Annotated in this window: 14 protein-coding genes and 1 pseudogene; 14 read left to right on the top strand and 1 reads right to left on the bottom strand. The window is 43.4% G+C overall.

The genetic code is table 11. The annotated features are described in order from the left end of the window. Positions 1–15: 15 nt before the first annotated feature. From ACFQ1M_RS05120 to ACFQ1M_RS05170, 11 genes and pseudogenes are all read left to right on the top strand, one after another. Positions 16–855, top strand: coding sequence for a T9SS type A sorting domain-containing protein (locus tag ACFQ1M_RS05120; protein ID WP_386404855.1), 840 nt, complete (start codon positions 16–18; stop codon positions 853–855). Between the two features lie 253 nt (positions 856–1,108). Then, a complete protein-coding gene (locus ACFQ1M_RS05125; RefSeq protein WP_386404858.1) occupies positions 1,109–3,409 on the top strand; it encodes an FdhF/YdeP family oxidoreductase in 2,301 nt (766 codons plus the stop codon). Positions 3,410–3,590: 181 nt separating this feature from the next. Further along, a pseudogene (locus ACFQ1M_RS05130) lies at positions 3,591–4,010 on the top strand (polysaccharide lyase family 7 protein); the annotation flags it as partial. A gap of 645 nt (positions 4,011–4,655) precedes the next feature. Beyond that, entirely contained in the window at positions 4,656–5,645 is a 990-nt protein-coding gene (locus ACFQ1M_RS05135) for a polysaccharide lyase family 7 protein (protein WP_386407062.1), read from the top strand. 53 nt (positions 5,646–5,698) lie between these two features. Further along, the gene (locus ACFQ1M_RS05140; RefSeq protein WP_386404861.1) at positions 5,699–6,046 is read left to right on the top strand and encodes a cupin domain-containing protein; all 348 of its coding nucleotides are present in this window, start codon (positions 5,699–5,701) and stop codon (positions 6,044–6,046) included. Positions 6,047–6,254: 208 nt separating this feature from the next. Then, complete coding sequence (locus ACFQ1M_RS05145) at positions 6,255–9,326, top strand: SusC/RagA family TonB-linked outer membrane protein (RefSeq protein ID WP_386404864.1); 3,072 nt, start codon at positions 6,255–6,257, stop codon at positions 9,324–9,326. Between the two features lie 29 nt (positions 9,327–9,355). Further along, the gene (locus ACFQ1M_RS05150) at positions 9,356–10,780 is read left to right on the top strand and encodes a RagB/SusD family nutrient uptake outer membrane protein (protein WP_386404867.1); all 1,425 of its coding nucleotides are present in this window, start codon (positions 9,356–9,358) and stop codon (positions 10,778–10,780) included. Positions 10,781–10,792: 12 nt separating this feature from the next. Further along, positions 10,793–11,815: a PKD domain-containing protein gene (locus tag ACFQ1M_RS05155; protein ID WP_386404870.1), complete on the top strand. Its 1,023-nt coding sequence runs from the start codon at positions 10,793–10,795 to the stop codon at positions 11,813–11,815. 77 nt (positions 11,816–11,892) lie between these two features. Next, on the top strand, positions 11,893–12,594 hold the full coding sequence (locus ACFQ1M_RS05160) for a FadR/GntR family transcriptional regulator (protein ID WP_386404873.1): 702 nt from the start codon (positions 11,893–11,895) through the stop codon (positions 12,592–12,594). Between the two features lie 33 nt (positions 12,595–12,627). Next, positions 12,628–13,914, top strand: coding sequence for an MFS transporter (locus ACFQ1M_RS05165; RefSeq protein ID WP_386404876.1), 1,287 nt, complete (start codon positions 12,628–12,630; stop codon positions 13,912–13,914). Positions 13,915–13,964: 50 nt separating this feature from the next. Then, a complete protein-coding gene (locus ACFQ1M_RS05170) occupies positions 13,965–14,717 on the top strand; it encodes an SDR family NAD(P)-dependent oxidoreductase (protein WP_386404879.1) in 753 nt (250 codons plus the stop codon). Positions 14,718–14,797: 80 nt separating this feature from the next. On the opposite strand, the gene ACFQ1M_RS05175 is transcribed toward ACFQ1M_RS05170, so the two are convergent. Then, positions 14,798–15,814 carry a LacI family DNA-binding transcriptional regulator gene (locus ACFQ1M_RS05175; protein WP_386404882.1) on the bottom strand — a complete coding sequence of 339 codons (1,017 nt, stop codon included), beginning with the start codon at positions 15,812–15,814 and terminating at the stop codon, positions 14,798–14,800. A gap of 150 nt (positions 15,815–15,964) precedes the next feature. On the opposite strand from ACFQ1M_RS05175, the gene ACFQ1M_RS05180 reads away from it, so the two are divergent. The 3 genes from ACFQ1M_RS05180 to uxaC are packed head-to-tail and all read left to right on the top strand — an operon-like array spanning position 15,965 to position 19,085. Next, entirely contained in the window at positions 15,965–17,005 is a 1,041-nt protein-coding gene (locus ACFQ1M_RS05180) for a PfkB family carbohydrate kinase (protein WP_386404884.1), read from the top strand. A gap of 3 nt (positions 17,006–17,008) precedes the next feature. Continuing rightward, complete coding sequence (locus ACFQ1M_RS05185) at positions 17,009–17,677, top strand: bifunctional 4-hydroxy-2-oxoglutarate aldolase/2-dehydro-3-deoxy-phosphogluconate aldolase (protein ID WP_386404887.1); 669 nt, start codon at positions 17,009–17,011, stop codon at positions 17,675–17,677. A 7-nt stretch (positions 17,678–17,684) separates the two neighbouring features. Further along, on the top strand, positions 17,685–19,085 hold the full coding sequence (gene uxaC / locus ACFQ1M_RS05190) for a glucuronate isomerase (RefSeq protein WP_386404890.1): 1,401 nt from the start codon (positions 17,685–17,687) through the stop codon (positions 19,083–19,085). Positions 19,086–19,094 lie beyond the last annotated feature (9 nt).

Genomic DNA, 19,094 nt, shown 5'->3' on the forward strand with positions numbered 1-19,094 from the left:
AATAAAATCATTGACATGAAACGAATTTCAATAACAACAGCATTCCTATTTGTGGCAAACCTAATGCTTGCCCAGAGTATCACGTTCACCTTTGTGAACTCGCAGAACACTACCGATGGGGTGGACGACTTCTTTGAAGCGGACATCTATATTGAAAGTGACACCGACTTCAAATTGGGGTCGGGCCAGCTATATTTCAATTATAATACAGTCGCCTTTGGCGAAAATGTCGTTGGGAGTGGAAACTTCGAGTATCTGTTTCCCGCAGGTTCTATTCTAGCTGAAGAGAACATATTGGAAATTTATAAGGACCGCAACGCTGCAGACAACACATCGAACAGGGTCTCTACCGTGTTCCAGCAATTATTGGGCAGTGGTTCTATTCCAGCAAACAATGTGACCACCACAGCAAAGCATTTGTTCAGCATCAAGATGCGCTATCAAGATGTAACGCAAGATCCGATGGTCTCCTTTGAGACCGGGACGGTGTTCCTGGACCAGTTCTTTACCGCTTGCGGGCCCGAATCTGGCGGAGCGATCATCATCGCAGATTGTCCCAACTTTCCAGGAGTACAGATCCTAGATGACAATTTTGATTCGTCTGGGGCGACCTTATCGACAGAGGCTTTCAAACTAGAGGCTCATAAAATACAAGTGTCTACCAAAGGAGATACCCTTCATTTTGCTTACCCCAATACCTTCCACCTGAGGGGCTACGTCATATACAGCCTCTCAGGGCTTAGGCTACGAAGCGGTGCAGAAAATCAGACGATTATTTCCGCTTTGCCAAACGGCGCCTATATCATTAGAATGAATTTTCAAGAAGGAACATTGAGCAAAAAATTTATAAAATAATTGGTTGAGGTTAGGTTGTGAGTTGTTAGAAGCCCCAGGCTTTTTGAATTAGCTATTAGAAATGTGTGTGAGTGCCAATCACCATTTAGGTTACATTTCGAATGCATACTTGGGGCTTTTACTTCTCATTGGTTATTCTCTATGAAAACTTTCATTCATGATAAATGCATAGCTTCAACTATTTACATGGACATTCTTTCTAAAATCCATTCAAAAAACATAACTTAGAGGGACTATATTTTCTTTCTAAGACATGGCCAAAATCAAAAAAAGAGATCTTTCCATTACAGGATCTACCGAGTTTACAGGCATTACGTTGAAGGAACCCTCGGACTATGCGGCGGGCATGCTAGGCGTAAAAGTAGCGCTTCAACATACCTTTAAAGAGATGGGCGTGATAAGATCCTTCCGCGGACTCAACAAGATGAATCAAAAGGAAGGTTTTGACTGTCCGGGTTGCGCCTGGCCCGATCCAGAAAAACCATCAGCCATCGCTGAGTATTGTGAAAATGGGGCCAAAGCTTTGGCGGAAGAGGCGACCAACAAAAAAGTCGATAAAAACTTCTTTGAGAAATACTCGGTAGAAGAACTCTCCCGGTGGTCAGATTACGATATCGGTAAAAGTGGAAGGGTGGTCGAGCCAATGATCTTAAGGCCCGATAGTATTCACTACGAACCTATATCTTGGGATGATGCCTTTGCGTTGATAGCAAAAGAACTGCGAGACCTCAATTCTCCAAACGAGGCCATTTTTTATACCTCTGGGAGATCCAGCAACGAAGCGGCTTTCCTTTACGGACTTTTTGCCCGTGCCTTCGGCACTAATAATATGCCGGATTGCTCCAATATGTGTCACGAGTCTAGCGGGGTCGCTTTGAGCGAGACACTCGGAATTGGAAAGGGGTCGGTAAAACTCGAAGATTTTGAAAAGGCCGAATTAGTGATCGTCATGGGACAGAACCCAGGTACCAATCACCCACGTATGCTTACAGCTTTGGAGAAATGCAAAGGAAATGGAGGGAAAATTGTAAGCATCAATCCTCTGGAAGAGGCAGGCTTGATAAGGTTTAAGAATCCACAGACCATCAAAGGAGTGTTCACGTCTGGTGAAACACTGACGGATGTCCATCTTCAGATAAAGGTCAATCAAGATGTGCCCTTGCTTAAGTTGATCATGAAGAAGTTGGCTGCGCGAGAGGAAAATGGAGAACAGGTATTTGACCGTAATTTTATAAGCGGATATACCGAGGGATTTGATGAGCTGTTGGAAGATCTAAAGAAATATGATTCGAATAGCTTGTTGGCGATGTGCGGAGTGAAGGAGGAGCAGATCGATGCTGCGGTCGATTTGATCGCCAAGAGAGATCGGATCATCATTTGTTGGGCCATGGGCTTGACGCAGCATAAAAATGGTGTAGAGAACATCAAAGAATGTGTCAACCTCTTATTGCTCAAAGGAAGCCTAGGAAAACCTGGTGCCGGCACCTGTCCAGTGCGCGGACATAGCAATGTTCAAGGTGATCGTACCGTGGGCATTATGCACTATGTCTCCAAGGATCTGAACGCAAAGATCAAAGAGACCTTCGGATTCGATGCTCCGGAAGATAAGGGAGTCGATACCGTCGAAGCCATTAAAGCAATGCATGAGGAAAAAGCCAAGGTCTTTATGGCCTTGGGGGGTAACTTCGTTTCTGCAGTATCAGATACTGAATTTGCTGCCGAGGCATTCCAAAAATGTTCCCTCACTGTCCAGGTGAGTACAAAACTCAACAGGTCGCACCTTATTACCGGCAAAACGGCCTTGATACTACCAACTTTGGGCAGGTCAGAATTGGACCTCAAGGATGGAAAGCAGCGTTACTTTACCGTAGAGAATAGCATGGGCAAGGTACATCGGTCCAAAGGGATGTTGCATCCAGCATCGGAGAACCTTAAAAGTGAACCAGAGATCATTGGAGGAATTGCCGATGCCTATTTTAAAGGAAAACATCCGGTGGACTGGGCAACCCTCAGTGCTGACTATGAGTTGATCAGAGAAAAAATAGCCGTGGTGGTCAACGGTTTCGAGGATATGAGTGCTAAGTCGAAAGGAACAGGTTTCTATCTCCCCAATAATGTCAGAGCCCTCGATTTTAGTAAGCTTCCCAACGGTAAGGCACAGTTTAGCGTATGTGGACTTCCGCAGCATCAGTTAGCTGATGATGAGTTCCTACTGATGACGATTCGCTCCCATGATCAATTCAACACCACGATCTATGGATTAAATGACCGCTATAGAGGTGTGAACAATGAGCGAAGGGTGGTTTTTATGAATGAAAAGGACCTTAAAAAGCATTCGCTGAAAAAGCTAGATAAAGTAGACCTGATCAGTAAGTACGATGGGAAAGAACGATGCGCTCGTTCTTTTCTGGTGATTCCGTATAATATCCCCGAAGGTAATTTGGCCGCCTATTTTCCTGAGACAAATGTGCTAGTGCCTTACAATCATTATGCTGACAAAAGTCAAACTCCTATAAGCAAATCAATCGTTGTAAAAGTGAGAAGACCTTCTTAAAAGGTTGAGGGTCAAAGCTCTTCAATTGTACACAATAGTACCAATATCGTGTTATGATGAGGTGCCTTAGCGTTATATGTCTATATTTAAAATGAGGAAAAAGTATATATTCCTTGGTTCGTAAGGAATAATATCATATTTTGGTTTACCAAACTGGTAAACCAATTTAAACAAACGAACGATGAGCTCCCATATTTTCGAATCAGCCTTTGTCCAATACCCAATATTGATAGTTGCCATTTTATTATCGAATAGTTGTGTTGATAATAAAGAGCAAAGTGCAATAAACACATCAGAAAAGCTAACAATAGGGAAAAATGCAAATGATATAATACCATTTTTCCAGCATTGGAATCTGATCTTGGGTGATGGTTCCAATGTAGGTCAAGCGACCTCTTACAAGAATAATAATTTCTTTTACACCAATAGCGATGACAAAGGTGATTGGGTGGTATTTAAAACACCTAACGCGGGTAATACTCATGGGACGTCGAACAATACAAGGACCGAACTGGCCCAATTAAAAAAATGGTCGCCAATGACAGAGGCTAAAATGAGCGCTACCCTTAAAGTGAAGAATGTGGCAACCACTGGCGATGCGCGTGTTGCGGCGACTTACTCGGTAGTTGTTGGTCAGATTCACAGTGCTGATGGGCATGAGAACGAACCCCTAAAAATATTCTACAAGAAGTTTCCAGGGCACAACAAAGGTTCCGTTTTTTGGAATTATGAGATCAATACCGAAGGTGATGATAATTCAGGAAGATGGGATTACTCCTATCCTGTTTGGGGTTACGATTTTTCCGTTGTTGGAACGGATGCTAATACCTATCCACCAGAACCAGAAAATGGGATAGCGTTAGATGAAGAGTTCAGTTATGAAGTGAATGTATTTGATGGCATCATGTCCCTTAAATTTACGAGTGAAGGCCATGAGACCAAAACATTCACCAAAAACCTCATCAAATCTGAATACACAGAACGCTCGGACATTCCAGAGCAAGTCGAGAATTTATTCGTACCAATAGGCCAAGATGGGGTAGAGCGCAAAAATGCGTATACCGATGAAGGACTCTTTTTCAAGTTGGGGTGTTACAACCAAACGAATGGAAAAGACCCTAAAGTAAATAGGGTCTGGTGTTCTGGTGCAGCAACCCATGGCGGTGATATTCAAAAGCAATATGCGGATGGAAACTATGCTGAAGTTTGGTTTAAATCAGCAAGTATCGAGATCAGTGATGATGCTATTTCAAATGAGGGTTATTTCGCGGCTAACGATGGCCTAGGCGAAAAAACGGTTTATCCCCATCAGGTGATTCCTTTTATGGATAAATTTAAAATATTGATGGGGGACGGAACGAGTGCTGAAGATCTCACTGAGTTCGAGCACAAAGATTTTTTCTATACGGTCATTGATGGTACCAGACGTTGGGTAGTCTATAAAACACCTAATTCTGGTGTTACTTCGCCAAACTCTAGCAACACTCGAACAGAATTACAAGAAAAAAGAGAATGGATACCAGAAGAAGGAGGTAAACTCACAGGCACTTGTAAGGTCATGCAGGTCTCTATTTCAGGCGATGCTAGAGTTGCGGCCTCATACTCGACAGTGGTTGGGCAGATCCATAGCGGAGAAGGACACGAGAACGAACCGCTGAAAATATTCTACAAGAAGTTTCCAGGTCATACGAAAGGGTCGGTGTTTTGGAATTACGAGATCAATACAGCAGGTGATGATAATTCGGTTAGATGGGATTATTCTACCGCTGTTTGGGGACATGATATGTCAGTCATTGGAACTAGCAAGGATGACTATCCAGCTGAACCGGTAGATGGTATTGAACTAGGCGAAGAATTCAGCTATGAAGTGAATGTATTTGAAGGTATCATGTACCTCACGTTCAAAAGCGAAGGTCATGAGCCCCGAACGTTCACTAAAAATCTTATCGCGTCCGAATATGTAAATAGATCAGACCTACCAGCACAGGTAAAAAAAATATTTGTTCCAATTGGACAAGACGGTACAGAAAGAGCCTCCGCCTACAGCGGGGAGTTGAATTATTTCAAGCAAGGTGCATATAACCAAACCAATGGAAAAGACCCTAAAGTGAATATGGTTTGGTGTGCAGGTGCGGAAACCTACGGGGGAGATATTGCAAAACAATATGAGAATGGATGTTACACTGAAGTTTGGTTTAGAGAAGCCACGGTGGGTCCAGGTGTACCGCCAAATTAGAACGAGTTTCAGGAATTAAGGAAATAGTAGATAACTAACGAAGATAATGGTATATGAAAACATTTGGAGCAAGTAAAGAATTCATCATCGGGGAAGAACTCGATTGGGAGGTTGTCGGAGAAGGCCTTAAGCGAAAAATAATGGGCTATGATGATAAGATCATGTTGGTAAAAGTACATTTTGAAGTCGGCGCGGTAGGCGTGATGCACGAGCACTATCACTCTCAGGTAACCTACGTAGAGAGTGGCGTATTTGAGGTGACCATTGCCGGAAAGACCCAAACCCTCCGCGGAGGTGATTCCTTTTATATTCCACCTCATGCGCTACATGGGGCCATCTGCAAGGAGAGCGGGGTGCTGATCGATGTGTTCAGCCCGATTCGCGAAGATTTTATGGAATAGATAATATTCGTTGGTCGTTCAACAAAAATTACATATATTTGGTAAACCAATCTGGTAAACCAGTTTGGTCATACAATTTTGGTAGTAGAATTGTCCGTTTTAAAGCGTACCATTTTGATACCCTGAAGGAAAAATAGATATTGTTCTTTGGAAAACACAGTTACGAGAACAATGTTCAGCGTAAACAACCTTAACTAAACACCGAATTATGAATTTTAAGTTGAAACTAATCGCAACTGCGATGCTGTTTTTGTGCATGTCAACTTTTGCGCAGGAGGCCCGAACGATCACGGGGCAAGTGGTCTCCGATGTTGATGGCGTCCCAATTCCAGGAGTCAATGTGGTCGTAGCAGGAACTACGACAGGAACGACCACTGATTTTGATGGTAACTATCTAATTAAAGCGAAACAGGGAGATGTCCTTCAATTCTCCTTTATTGGTTTTGTTACTCAACTCATTCCAATTGAAAATCAACGTACTCAAAACGTAATTCTCGAAGAGGATACCGAGGCATTGGACGAGGTCGTAGTCATCGGTTATGGAACTCAGAAGAAAAGTAATTTGACTGGGGCCATATCCAAAGTTAAAAATGAGGATCTCGATCAGATCGCCGTCGCTCGTGTAGATGATGCATTGGTAGGGCAGGTATCAGGGGTCAATATCCAAGCTACAGAGGGAGAAGCGGGTTCAGCACCAACCATTCAAATCAGGGGCGTAGGTTCTATCTCTGGTAGTTCTTCGCCGACCATTGTCGTGGACGGATTGGTCGTGGACAATGATTTTCTCGCAAATTTAGACATGAATGATGTAGAGTCCTTTGAGGTTTTAAAGGATGCTGCCTCTGCCGCGATTTTTGGTGCTCGAGGTGCCAATGGCGTTATCATCATAAGTACCAAAAACGGTAAAGAGGGTAAGACGCGGTTCACCTACAATACCTTTACAGGTTTTAAGGAAGCTATACAGAATGATAAGATCTATTTCTCCGTACGGGATTGGGCTGAAAGAGAGCAGGCCGCTACGGGAACGTTATCCGATAAGACCCAGTACAAATTATTACTAGGCGTCGATCAAGATTGGCAAGACATCATATTTAATGGGGGACTTATCGAAAGCCATTCCTTTGCGGCTAGAGGTGGTAGTCAAAGAACAAAATTCAGTTCGGCCTTTAGTTACTTGCATGATGAAGGAGTCTTACTTACCGACGACTTCAAAAAATATTCCTTTAAACTTCGAGTGGATACTAAGCTTGGAAAGAAGTTCAGGTTTGGAGTGAATATTACTCCTTCCTATTCCAATAGGAGGCGATTTGACGGCTCTACCCACGATATATTGCGACAGCCGCCTTGGCTTCCATTGTATCACAATGCACGTACTATTCAATTCGTCGATAGGGCGAATTATCCAGATGTGCAGGTCGGGGATTATGCGGTACAAAGACATTTCGATAACTTCGATCTATTCGGTAATGGAGGGCAGGTAGATATTAGTACGACCAACAATACCAATCCAGGAGCAAAAGTCTTGGAGCGCGACAGAAATGACTATAGATTTAAGATCTACGGAAATGTCTTTGCTGAATATAGACTCACAAAAGACCTCAGGTTTAGGACGACCTTTGCCGGCGATTACCAACATACCAAAAGGGACAGATGGCAAGGAGTCAAAGCGAGCAGAAATGGCACAGCAGCCACACAATTGGATATTTCCAACGAGAATAGGATACACTTTGTTACAGACAACGTCCTTACCTATGATAAGGAAATTGGCAAGCATGATATCAATGCTATCGCAGGTTTTTCTGCCGAGACTTATTATACTACCATAGAAAGTGCACAAGGAATAGGATATAATTCTGATCTAGTACAAACGCTTTCTGCGGCCACGGTCATCTCGGATGCCTTTTCAGAAGAATTTGAAAATAGGATCATGTCATTTTTTGGTCGGGTCAATTACGCTTATGATGACAAATATTTAGCTTCTTTAAGCTTTAGAAGAGATGGTAACTCAGCTTTCGGGCAAAATAAAAAGTTTGGTACGTTCCCTGCGGCTTCATTGGGCTGGATTGTCTCTAGAGAGAACTTTCTAAAGGATAGCGACCTGTTGAGTTTTTTAAAGTTTCGTGTAAGTTATGGTGCGACAGGTAATCCAAACATCGATACCAATGACAATCAAATTGAGAGTTATGCTTATCTCTCATTGGTTCAGGGTTCGTCGGCAGTGATCAACAACGGCATTGTTAGTGCTTTCAACCCTATCAATATCGCGAACCCAAATTTACAATGGGAACGGTCGATAGAGGTGAACCCTGCTGTGGATTTTGGATTCCTCAACAACCGAATTACCGGATCGGTAGATTACTACAATCGAACAAGTGATAACTTATTGCTCAACGTTCCGGTATCTGGCACGACCGGTTTCTCCAATGCACTTGCCAATAGGGGTAAGGTAGAAAACAAAGGTGTGGAAGTGGAGCTTAGAACTAAAAACATCGTCAAGCCTAATTTTAAGTGGGGCACAACGATCATCGCTTCCAAAAACGAGAACACCCTATTGGATTTTGCCGAAGCCAATGGTCAGGTATCCAATGTAGATACCAAGCGCGCCGCCGAATGGATCAATTTGGTGGGCAACCCAATTTCATCCTACTATGGTTGGGTGATAGAGCAGGACATTCCAACTGAATACATCGCTCGTCCTTGGGAGCGTGTCGGACAGACCAATAGAGAGGTGATCGTAAGGGATCTCAATGGAGATGGAGTCATCGATGATGATGACAAGACCATTTTGGGAGATCCCTATCCAGATCTTGTTTGGAGTGTCTCTAACGATTTTAGATTGGGAGATTTTGATCTTAGCTTCTTATTTCAAGGGAGTCATGGTGCCGAGATCCGTAATATTGGTGACCAGTATATCTTTCGTCATTTTGGCTCATCATCTGTAGCCGATGCGCAGGCTTTGGTCGATGATGGTTTAATTCCGAATACCGGATTTGTGAAAGAAAAGATCTTTACCAATTCGATCATTCAAAATGCTTCTTACGTATCTTTAAGAACCGTTAACTTTGGTTATAGCCTTCCAAATGATGTCCTAGACAGATTTGGTTTGGCAAAGGCACGTTTTTATTTAACAGGTCAGAACCTGCTGTACTTTTTCGCAAAGGACTATACAGGTCTTAATCCTGAATCGATCAATAATACGAGTCCAACGACCTATGGCTACCAAAGAGTAGGGTCGCCGATCAACAGAACTATATCGTTAGGTCTTAATCTCGAGTTTTAATCAAGAATAATGTGGAAATGACAGAAATTATGAAACATATAAAAGTTGTAATAGTACTTCTAATAATGACATCCCTGTCTTCATGTGGAGAAGACTTTTTAGACCCGGTTCCAACGTCTTCTATAAGCGCGGAGAACTTTTACCAAAATGAAGAGCAATTGGTGGCTGGTATTATAAACATGTACGATGGTCTCCAAGGTGTTAATGATACCAGATCGGATTCTAATCACGCTACGCAGATGGAGTTTTATGTCACCGAGATGCGCAGCGATAATACAAGGACAAAAAACGGCGAAGGGGAAGCGGCACAATTCGATAATTTTGAGGTGCGTCCTACCAATGGATTGGTGGCCGACCATTATCGTAGTTTTTATAATGTGATATTCAGGGCCAATACCGTATTGGCAAATTTGAGTGTTGCCTCAGAAGAAAATCGAGCAAAATTTGAAGCCGAGGCCAAATTTGTTCGTGCCTACGTATATTTCAATCTGGTAAGGCTTTATGGGGAGGTCCCTTTGGTAGATCGTGTCATCGGTATCAACGATACGGATATTTCCTATACGAGAAGGTCATTGACAGATGTCTATGATCTGATCATAAGTGATCTAGAGGCGGCTGTTGAACATTTAGATAACACCTATCGAAATAGGGCATCGAAAGCAGCGGCCCAAGCACTTCTGGCAAAAGTATACTTAACATTGGGAACCGACCATCTAGAGGCTCAATTATTACTCGAGGACGTTATGGCGAGTGGCTATTCCCTAGAACCCAACTTCTATGATGTTTTTTACAATGAGAACAACTCGGAGGTGATTTTCTCTATCGGGTATGTTTCAGGGCAGGCCGATGATAGCCAAAATTTTTCCGCAGAATGGTTGAATGGAGTAGGAAGAACTGTTGGGGTGAATTATGTTACCAATGATGCCGTTGAAGCATTGAACAACTTAGGAGGAAACCGAACCGATGTTTCTATTAGAACAGATCCCGTGCAGCCATCGCAAACGCAAGTAACCAAATATCTACCAGATGGTGCGGACGGAGGAGCCAATGGGAGAACTTTTGATTTTGATGCCAGACTGGCCGGGAATGATTGGATCGTGCTGAGATATGCCGATGTACTGCTGATGCATGTAGAAGCCATCATGGCTGACGGATCTGAAACTTCTGTACCCGCTGCATTGAATTCCTTCCAATTGGTTAGGGACAGAGCAGGGCTCACAGACCCAGTGACCAATATTACAAAGCAAGAATTGCTCGACGAGCGACGTGTAGAACTGGCATTTGAAAATCAACGACTCTTCGACCTGATTCGATTTGGAGTGGCTGTTGAGACCTTATCGGCATTCGCAGCCGAAACCGGTGGTAGCTTTAGTTCGACCGACCTTTTATTGCCGATCCCTCAAGGAGAGATAGGATTGAGCAACGGACGTTTATCACAAAACCCAGGATACTAAAAATATAGAAGGATGAAAAAGCAATTTAAAGCACAGAACAAATCGATAGTTCTTAAAAACACCCTGTGGCAAATGTTTGCCGTAATTGTGTTGTTTGCCTACTCCTGTGACGATCTCGACAAGTATGAACTCCCCGAAGCAGGTTCGATACCGGATGCAACTCCTCCCGAAGCTAATTTCGTGGCCACTCAAAATGAAGGCCCAGACGATCAATGGAAGACCTATTCATTTTCTAACCAATCTACAAGCGCTACCAGTTATCGTTGGGATTTTGGCGATGGAAACACCTCTACCGAGTTGGAGCCCAGCAATACCTATCCAGGAGAAGGGTCGTTTACCGTTTCTCTTACCGCACAAGATAATCTAGGGGTAGCCAGCACCTATTCAGAAGTCATAGATGTGGTAGAACCCGAAGCAGCGGCTATTCCCGACCCGGTCTTGGTCAACGCTGATTTTGATAGACTTCCCAAATCCTCAGGTTCTGACTGTACTTGTTCGGCGTGGATCAATAGGAGCCTAGGTGATCAAGGAGAATCAAGTTCAGGTAATGGTGGCTCTAATAATCTCATCAAATTTGACAATAACGAGCCGGATCACGCTTATCAAGAGTTTGAAGTGGCGCCAAATGCTGATTATACCATTAGCATGGTTGCCAACTTTAGAAGTCCGATGGGCGGTTCATTTCCTAGTATGCTCGAAGTAAGAGTGCTAGCTGGTACGGGATATGTCGATGGATATTCGCCAACCTATTATACCGAAACCACAGAGTTTCCTCAAGATAATTTTGGCTATACGAGTATTGCTCAGGTCGAAAACCCTGCGAACAATCTCTTTGAGGAAACCATCAGCAATCCGAACGATTCAGGCTATCTAACATATACCTATACTTTTAATTCTGGTCCCAACAATAGTGTCGCACTTTTCATCAGAGGTATAGGTGGGCCTGCTACTGGTGGTAACGGTGGTAATTATGGGTACAATAGCGGAGATGAAGAGCTTCGCGTGGATTTTGTGGAGATCACGGCCATAAATTGATTTACAAAATAATAAAAAAGAAAGGGATATTGTTTTTCAGGATTATCTGGTTAACCAGTTTATGCTAAATTTGCATTATGAAATTAGAGATACTTACAAAATCTGAAAATGCCCAATTACAGAAATCGATTATTTCTAGACTACGGGATCTTATAAATTATAAAAATCTCGAGCCTGGCGATAAGTTGCCTTCTGAACGGATGTTGTCAGAGAAGTTTGGCGTATCGCGAAGCAACATCCGGGAAGCCATTCAAAAATTGGAGTTTTATGGCCTGTTGAAGTCCATTCCACAAAGTGGAACCTTCGTTGCAAACATTGGCGTGATCGCTCTCAACGGAATGATCGAAGATATCTTGAGACTCGAAGAGCCCGATTTTAAGTCACTCGTCGAGACCAGAATCTTGCTAGAGCTAAAAACTGCTCGGTTGGCCGCTTTACGAAGAACGGATGATGACCTGAGCAAAATGAAGGAAGCCTTGGAGGCCTACACGGAAAAGGTGCTTAAAGGAGAGGATGCGGTACAAGAAGACCTTTTGTTTCATCTGGCCATCGCCAAAGCCAGTGGTAATAGTACGATGAATACACTAATGTTGATCATCACCCCAGAGATCATCACAAATTTTGAAAAGTATCATGTTTGCGATGCGGATCTGGCACATTCTGGAATCGCCGAACATCAGGCGATATACGACGCCATAGAGAATCAAGATCCGCCATTGGCAAAACAGAAAATGAAAGAGCACTTTAAGGTATTGTATCAATTTTGTTATGATACCTAAGCGACCTAACAACCAACCCTAACCAACTACCAAATGAAAATAAAGGGATTAAGGTGGTGGATCATTGGCTTGATCTTTATTGCCACCGTCATCAATTATGTAGATAGGACTGCTTTTGCCTTACTTTGGCCACAGATGGGTGAGGACCTAGGGATGGACCAATCAGATTATGCCTTCCTTCTCAATGTATTTATGGCCGTCTATGCCGTGAGCAAATTCCTTTCTGGCAGATTGTATGATCAGATAGGTACGAGAATTGGGTTTACCCTCTCTATCGTTGTCTGGTCCTTGGCGGCTACCTTTCACGCTTTTGCCAAAGGTATTGTATCGCTCTCTATCGTTCGCGGACTTCTTGGTCTTGGTGAGGCAGGTCTATGGCCTGGCGCGGTGAAGAGCAATGGAGAATGGTTCCCTGTTAAACAAAGAGCGTTGGCTCAAGGTATTTTTAATTCTGGTGCATCCATTGGCAATGTCATCGCACCGGTCATTATCGTATTCCTATATGCTAAGTTTGGTTGGAAAGCAACCTATGTGATCCTTGGACTCCTTGGATTGATTTGGGTGATTCCATGGCTTATGATCAACAAGACAAATCCAAATGACCATCCTTGGATCACTGATAAGGAACGGGCACTTATTTCAAGTGATGATCTGGCCAATAGAAAAGAGGATAAGAAGATTGAGAGAAAAAGCTTGAGCCTTACAAAGATCTTGAGTTTCAAAGAATCATGGGGTGTACTGCTATGTCGTTTCTTTATCGAACCCATTTGGTGGTTCTTTGCTGGCTGGATGCCGATCTATCTCAATTCCAAATTTGGCTTGAGCATCGAGGAAATAGGAAACACCATGTGGATCTCTTATCTGATGGCAGCCGCCGGTAGTATTTTAGGCGGAATCTTCACAGAAGAGGCGATCAAACGAAGCTCGGTAAATGTTGGAAGAAAATTGAGCATCGTCGTGGGAAGTCTATTGATCATCATCGGCTTTGCAGGAATCATTCTATTTGTAAAAGAGACGAATTTCATGACCTTTATCTACCTCGCTGGCGTGGCGTTGTTTGGTTTCCAATTTGCCATTGGTAATATTCAAACCTTGTCGAGCGATCTCTTAAGCGGACCGTCCGTGGGGACTTTGGCCGGACTCGCTGGAACGGTAGCGGCCGTTTCGCCCATGATCATGAATTGGTTTATCGGACAGATCACCAAAGGAGGATCGTACATACCGGCATTTGTGGCAATCACAATTTCAGTAGGATTATCGGTATTGGTCATCTTCTTTTTTATCAGAAAGGTCAGATTGGTAGATCATAAGTATCAGTAAAAACATATGGTCGATTTTAAAATTGACCAAAAACTTAAACAAAAATTTAAATGAACAAAGTAGCAATAATAACAGGAGCCACGGGTGGTATAGGTTTTGCAGTCGCTGAGAGACTGGGAAAAGATGGATATACCGTTGTTTTAAATGGTATTAATGATAAAGCCGGAGCCGAAAGGGTTGAAGAACTTACCAGTAAAGGCATCACCGCAGAATATTGTGGTTTCGACGTCACCAACGAAGAAGAAGTTACCTCGAATATCATCAAGATAGGGGAGCGATACGGAAAGATCGATGTATTGGTCAATAATGCTGGTGGTTTAGGTGGAAGATCTCGATTTGAAAAAATGACCACTGAATTTTACAGAGCGGTCATGGCTCTTAATTTAGATTCAGTGTTCTTCGCTTCAAGAGCCGCAATACCTTTCCTAAAAAAGGGAGCACATCCAACGATCATCAACTATACTTCAAATGCAGGGTGGACGGCCGGAGGTCCAGGAGCGGGGATCTACGGGACATCGAAAGCCGGTGTTCATGCAATGACCAGAGCATTGGCCAAAGATCTCGCTGAATATGGCATTCGCGTAAATGCGGTATCTCCAGGGACTATCGACACGCCCTTTCATGCTCAAATTAAATCCACAAAGCCAGAAGTGTTTGCTTCTTGGAAAGACAACATCTTACTAGGTAGATTAGGGCAGCCGGAAGATGTGGCAGGCGTCGTTTCATTCCTTGCGAGTAAGGATGCATCATTTATCACTGCTGAGACGATTCAGATAGGAGGGGGACAAGCCCTCGGGATCTAAAGGATATTAAGCTTAAAATGACTATATCGACCTTCTCAATTAGAATGGTGAGACACTTTTTTGTTGGCGTCACGATAAATCTATCCTGAAGAGTCCCTAACGATCAATTCTGCATCGAGGATGATCTTGTTTAGGCTCTGTTTGAGATTGGGCGTATTCACCCGTTTTAAAAAGGTCTCTGCGGCCAACTTACCGATCTTATCGCTGTGCTGATTGATACTTGATAGCGTTGGAGTAACTAGGGACGTGAAGGGTTCGTTCCCAAAACCGACCAAACGGATCTCTTCTGGCACACGGATGTTCTGTTCATTCAGAATCTGCAAGGCCCCAAGGGCTGCATGGTCGCTGGCTACATAGACAGCATCCGGTCGTTGTTCTAGTTGTAAGAGCGCTAACATTTTTTCTCGCCCATCCTCTAAAGTCAGATTGCTTTCTAGTAATAGTTCATCTTCATAAGGCAGTTGATGCTTTTTCACCGCATCGATATATCCCCTAATTCTATTGTTGAATATTCGGGTACGACGATAGCCGCCGATATGCGCGATTCGCTTACAACCCTTGGCGATAAGATGCGCTATAATGACATGACTGCTATCATAGTCATTGATTCCTATATAATCGACGTTAAGGTCATTCTCTCCGCGATCAAAAAGGATGAGGGGAATACCTTTGGATTTTACTTTTTCATAATAGGAAAGGTCCACTGTCTCGTTGGCCATGGAAGCAATAATACCATCAACTTGAGTGAACAATAATGTATCGATGTTGCTGCATTCTTTCTTGAAGGATTCGTTTGAGTGGGTGATAATGATGTTATAGCCCTCCTTGTTTAGAACCTCTTCCATATTTTGCAGCACCGAAGAAAAGAAGTTAGAGTTGGTTCGCGGGACGATCACGCCCACCAAATTGCTTTTTCCTTTTCTTAAAGCACTCGCCAGATGATTGGGCTGATAATTCAACTCTTCGGCAACGCGTTTTACCGCCGCTTTGGTCTTCACGCTGATCCTTGGGTCATCATGCAAAGCTTTGGATACGGCAGCCGGTGAGATCTTCAAGACATTGGCAATGTCTTTTATGGTGGTTCTCTTTTTATTCACCTAAACTTTTTTTATATTTGCTTAAACGATTAAGCAAAAGTACAGTTTTCCAGATCACCATCAAAGCAACGAACGCTTTGGTTTATTTTTAAACCTCTGGTTAAACGTTTAAGCAAACTGTAAGATTTAGAACTAATAAAACCATTCAAAATGAAAAAAGTAGTTACCTTCGGAGAGATCATGTTGCGTCTGGCACCACCAGGATTTCTCAGATTCTCACAAGCCTCAAGTTTCGATGTCGTTTACGGGGGCGGTGAGTCTAACGTTGCCGTATCACTGGCCAATTACGGTGTTCCAGTCGATTTTGTTACACGATTACCAGATAATGACATCGGGCATTGTGCCATGATGGAAATGCGCAAAAGGGGCGTAGGTGTCGACAAGATCATCTATGGAGGTGAACGTCTGGGAATTTACTTTTTAGAGACCGGTGCTGTAAGCCGAGGAAGCAAGGTCGTCTATGATCGTGCGCATTCGGCCATATCGGAAATTAAACCTGGAATGATCGATTGGAAATCTGTTTTCAAGGATGTAGCTTGGTTTCACTGGACAGGGATCACTCCAGCCATCTCTCAAGGAGCTGCCGATGCTTGTCTCGAGGCGGTGAAGATCGCTAGCGATATGGGGGTCACCATCTCTACAGATCTAAACTATCGCGCAAAACTATGGAAATATGGAGGTGATCGTGAGGCGATCATGACAGAGCTTACTTCCTATTGCGATATTATTTTAGGTAATGAGGAAGATGCCGAAAAACATTTTGGCATCCATCCCGAAGGCTTAGATGTCCACAAACATGGCCACGATGTAAAAGCGGAAGCCTTCTTATCCGTTTGTAAGCAAATGATGGAAAAATTCCCAAGGGCTAAGAAAGTAATTACTACCTTAAGGGGGTCGATATCTGCATCGCATAACACATGGGCCGGCGTGCTTTACGACGGAAAGAAGATGTATGATACAAGACAGTACCAGATCACAGACATTGTGGATCGTGTGGGTGGTGGTGATTCTTTTATGGGCGGGTTGATCTATGGACTATTAAAGTATCCAGACGATGACCAGAATGCATTGGATTTTGCTGTGGCAGCCTCCTGTTTGAAGCATACGATCAAAGGAGATGCCAACTTGGTCACAGTAGCAGAAGTGGAAAAATTAATGGGCGGTGACGCCTCAGGACGTGTAGCACGATAGGTTATGGCAAAGTATACAAGATTAGAGGTTGCATCGGTGATGCAAGAGACCGGGATGGTACCGCTATTCTATAATAGTGATATGGCATTAAGTAAAAAGGTGTTGAAAGCCTGTTATGATGGAGGTGCTCGATTGCTCGAATTTACTGCCAGAGGAGATTTTGCCCATGAAGTTTTTGGGGAACTCAACAAATATGCCTTGGCAGAATTGCCCGGAATGATATTGGGTGTAGGGTCGATCACAGATGCAGCTGCCGCTTCGCGATTTATGGCCTTGGGCGCTAATTTTATAGTCACGCCAGTATTGAGAGAGGACATTGCCATCGTATGTAATCGGAGAAAGGTGCTTTGGTCTCCTGGATGTGGTTCGCTCACAGAGATCACCAAGGCTGAGGAATTAGGCTGTGAGATCGTTAAGCTCTTTCCTGGAGGGGTCTATGGGCCAGACTTCGTGAAGGCGATACGAGGTCCACAACCATGGACCAGCATTATGCCCACTGGAGGAGTATCCCCAACCAGAGAAAACCTAGAGGGCTGGTTCAATGCAGGGGTCACCTGTGTCGGGATGGGATCTAAACTAATTTCAAAAGAGATCATTGCCAATAAGGATTATAAGACGCTTCAAGCAAATGTTGAAGCGGCCTTGAAGATCATCAAAGACGTAAGAAACTAGCGTATTCATGGGTTCATTTATCACAGAGGATTTCTTATTGCAGACGGCCGTGGCAAGAAAGTTATTTCACGACTATGCCAAATCGTTGCCCATCATCGATTACCATAATCATCTACCGCCACAGCAAATAGCCGAGAACTTACAATTTGACAACATCACACAGGTATGGCTTGCAGGCGACCATTACAAATGGCGAGCTATGCGTGCCTACGGTATTGATGAAGTGTACGTTACTGGTAAAGCCTCAGATAAGGAGAAGTTTCTAAAATGGGCGGAAGTGGTTCCATACACACTAAGAAATCCTTTGTATCATTGGACCCATCTCGAACTGAAGCGTTATTTCGGTATTGATGAGCTACTTTCACCTGATAATGCGGAATCTATCTATAAAGAAACCGCGAAACAGCTTCAGCAGCGATCACATACAACAAATGGATTGTTGAAGATGCAAGATGTTGAATCACTATGTACTACGGATGATCCAACAGATGATCTTCGTTACCACGACCTGATCAACACTGACGAAGATAAAGTAAAGACACTTCCAACCTTTCGGCCAGATAAGGCATTTGCCGTCGAAGACCCAAAAACATACAATAACTATCTGGACAAATTGGGAGAAGTGACGAATAGCACCATCAACTCGTATGATAACTTATTAGAAGCGCTTTCGGCTAGAGTTGCTTATTTCCATGAGAAAGGTGGTAGGCTTTCAGATCACGGTCTGGAACAGCTGTACCATTTTGAGACCAACGAATACGAAATAGCACACGTATTTAAAAAGGTGCGAACTGGCAAAATCCTGGAGCGACGGGAGGTGCAATTCTTCAAGACAAAAACCATGATCGCCCTCGGCCGAATGTATCACGAAAAAGGCTGGACACAACAGCTGCATCTGGGCGCCATTAGAAACAACAATAAACGCTTATTACAGGCCTTGGGTCCAGATACCGGTTTCGATTCGATCGGTGATTTTTCGCAGGCCCGCGGGTTGAGCGGATTCTTGAACGCCTTGGATAGCACAGATCAATTGGCGAAAACGGTCGTTTATAATTTAAATCCTTCCGATAATGAAGTATTCGCTACGATGGCTGGGAATTTTAATGATGGTAGCATCAAAGGCAAAGTGCAATATGGTTCGGCATGGTGGTTCTTGGATCAAAAGGACGGTATGGAAAAACAGTTAAATACCTTATCTAATCAAGGATTGCTTAGCTGTTTTGTGGGAATGTTAACAGACTCTCGGAGTTTCTTATCGTTCCCAAGGCATGAATATTTTAGGCGCATTCTTTGTAACCTTATCGGGAATGATGTAGCCAATGGCGAACTGCCGAACGATGAGAAATGGTTGGGCAAGATAGTGAGTGACATCTGCTATCATAATGCAAAGCACTATTTCAATTTCTAACTCCTTCAT

It is taken from the genome of Sungkyunkwania multivorans, assembly GCF_042675645.1.
Lineage (GTDB): Bacteria > Bacteroidota > Bacteroidia > Flavobacteriales > Flavobacteriaceae > Sungkyunkwania > Sungkyunkwania multivorans.

Bases quoted from the DNA above. Each gene is read 5' to 3' on its own strand.
- ACFQ1M_RS05120 (WP_386404855.1), top strand. From the start codon at position 16: ATGAAACGAATTTCAATAACAACAGCATTCCTATTTGTGGCAAACCTA.
- ACFQ1M_RS05125 (WP_386404858.1), top strand. From the start codon at position 1,109: ATGGCCAAAATCAAAAAAAGAGATCTTTCCATTACAGGATCTACCGAG.
- ACFQ1M_RS05140 (WP_386404861.1), top strand. From the start codon at position 5,699: ATGAAAACATTTGGAGCAAGTAAAGAATTCATCATCGGGGAAGAACTC.
- ACFQ1M_RS05145 (WP_386404864.1), top strand. From the start codon at position 6,255: ATGAATTTTAAGTTGAAACTAATCGCAACTGCGATGCTGTTTTTGTGC.
- ACFQ1M_RS05150 (WP_386404867.1), top strand. From the start codon at position 9,356: ATGAAACATATAAAAGTTGTAATAGTACTTCTAATAATGACATCCCTG.
- ACFQ1M_RS05155 (WP_386404870.1), top strand. From the start codon at position 10,793: ATGAAAAAGCAATTTAAAGCACAGAACAAATCGATAGTTCTTAAAAAC.
- ACFQ1M_RS05160 (WP_386404873.1), top strand. From the start codon at position 11,893: ATGAAATTAGAGATACTTACAAAATCTGAAAATGCCCAATTACAGAAA.
- ACFQ1M_RS05165 (WP_386404876.1), top strand. From the start codon at position 12,628: ATGAAAATAAAGGGATTAAGGTGGTGGATCATTGGCTTGATCTTTATT.
- ACFQ1M_RS05170 (WP_386404879.1), top strand. From the start codon at position 13,965: ATGAACAAAGTAGCAATAATAACAGGAGCCACGGGTGGTATAGGTTTT.
- ACFQ1M_RS05180 (WP_386404884.1), top strand. From the start codon at position 15,965: ATGAAAAAAGTAGTTACCTTCGGAGAGATCATGTTGCGTCTGGCACCA.
- ACFQ1M_RS05185 (WP_386404887.1), top strand. From the start codon at position 17,009: ATGGCAAAGTATACAAGATTAGAGGTTGCATCGGTGATGCAAGAGACC.
- uxaC (WP_386404890.1), top strand. From the start codon at position 17,685: ATGGGTTCATTTATCACAGAGGATTTCTTATTGCAGACGGCCGTGGCA.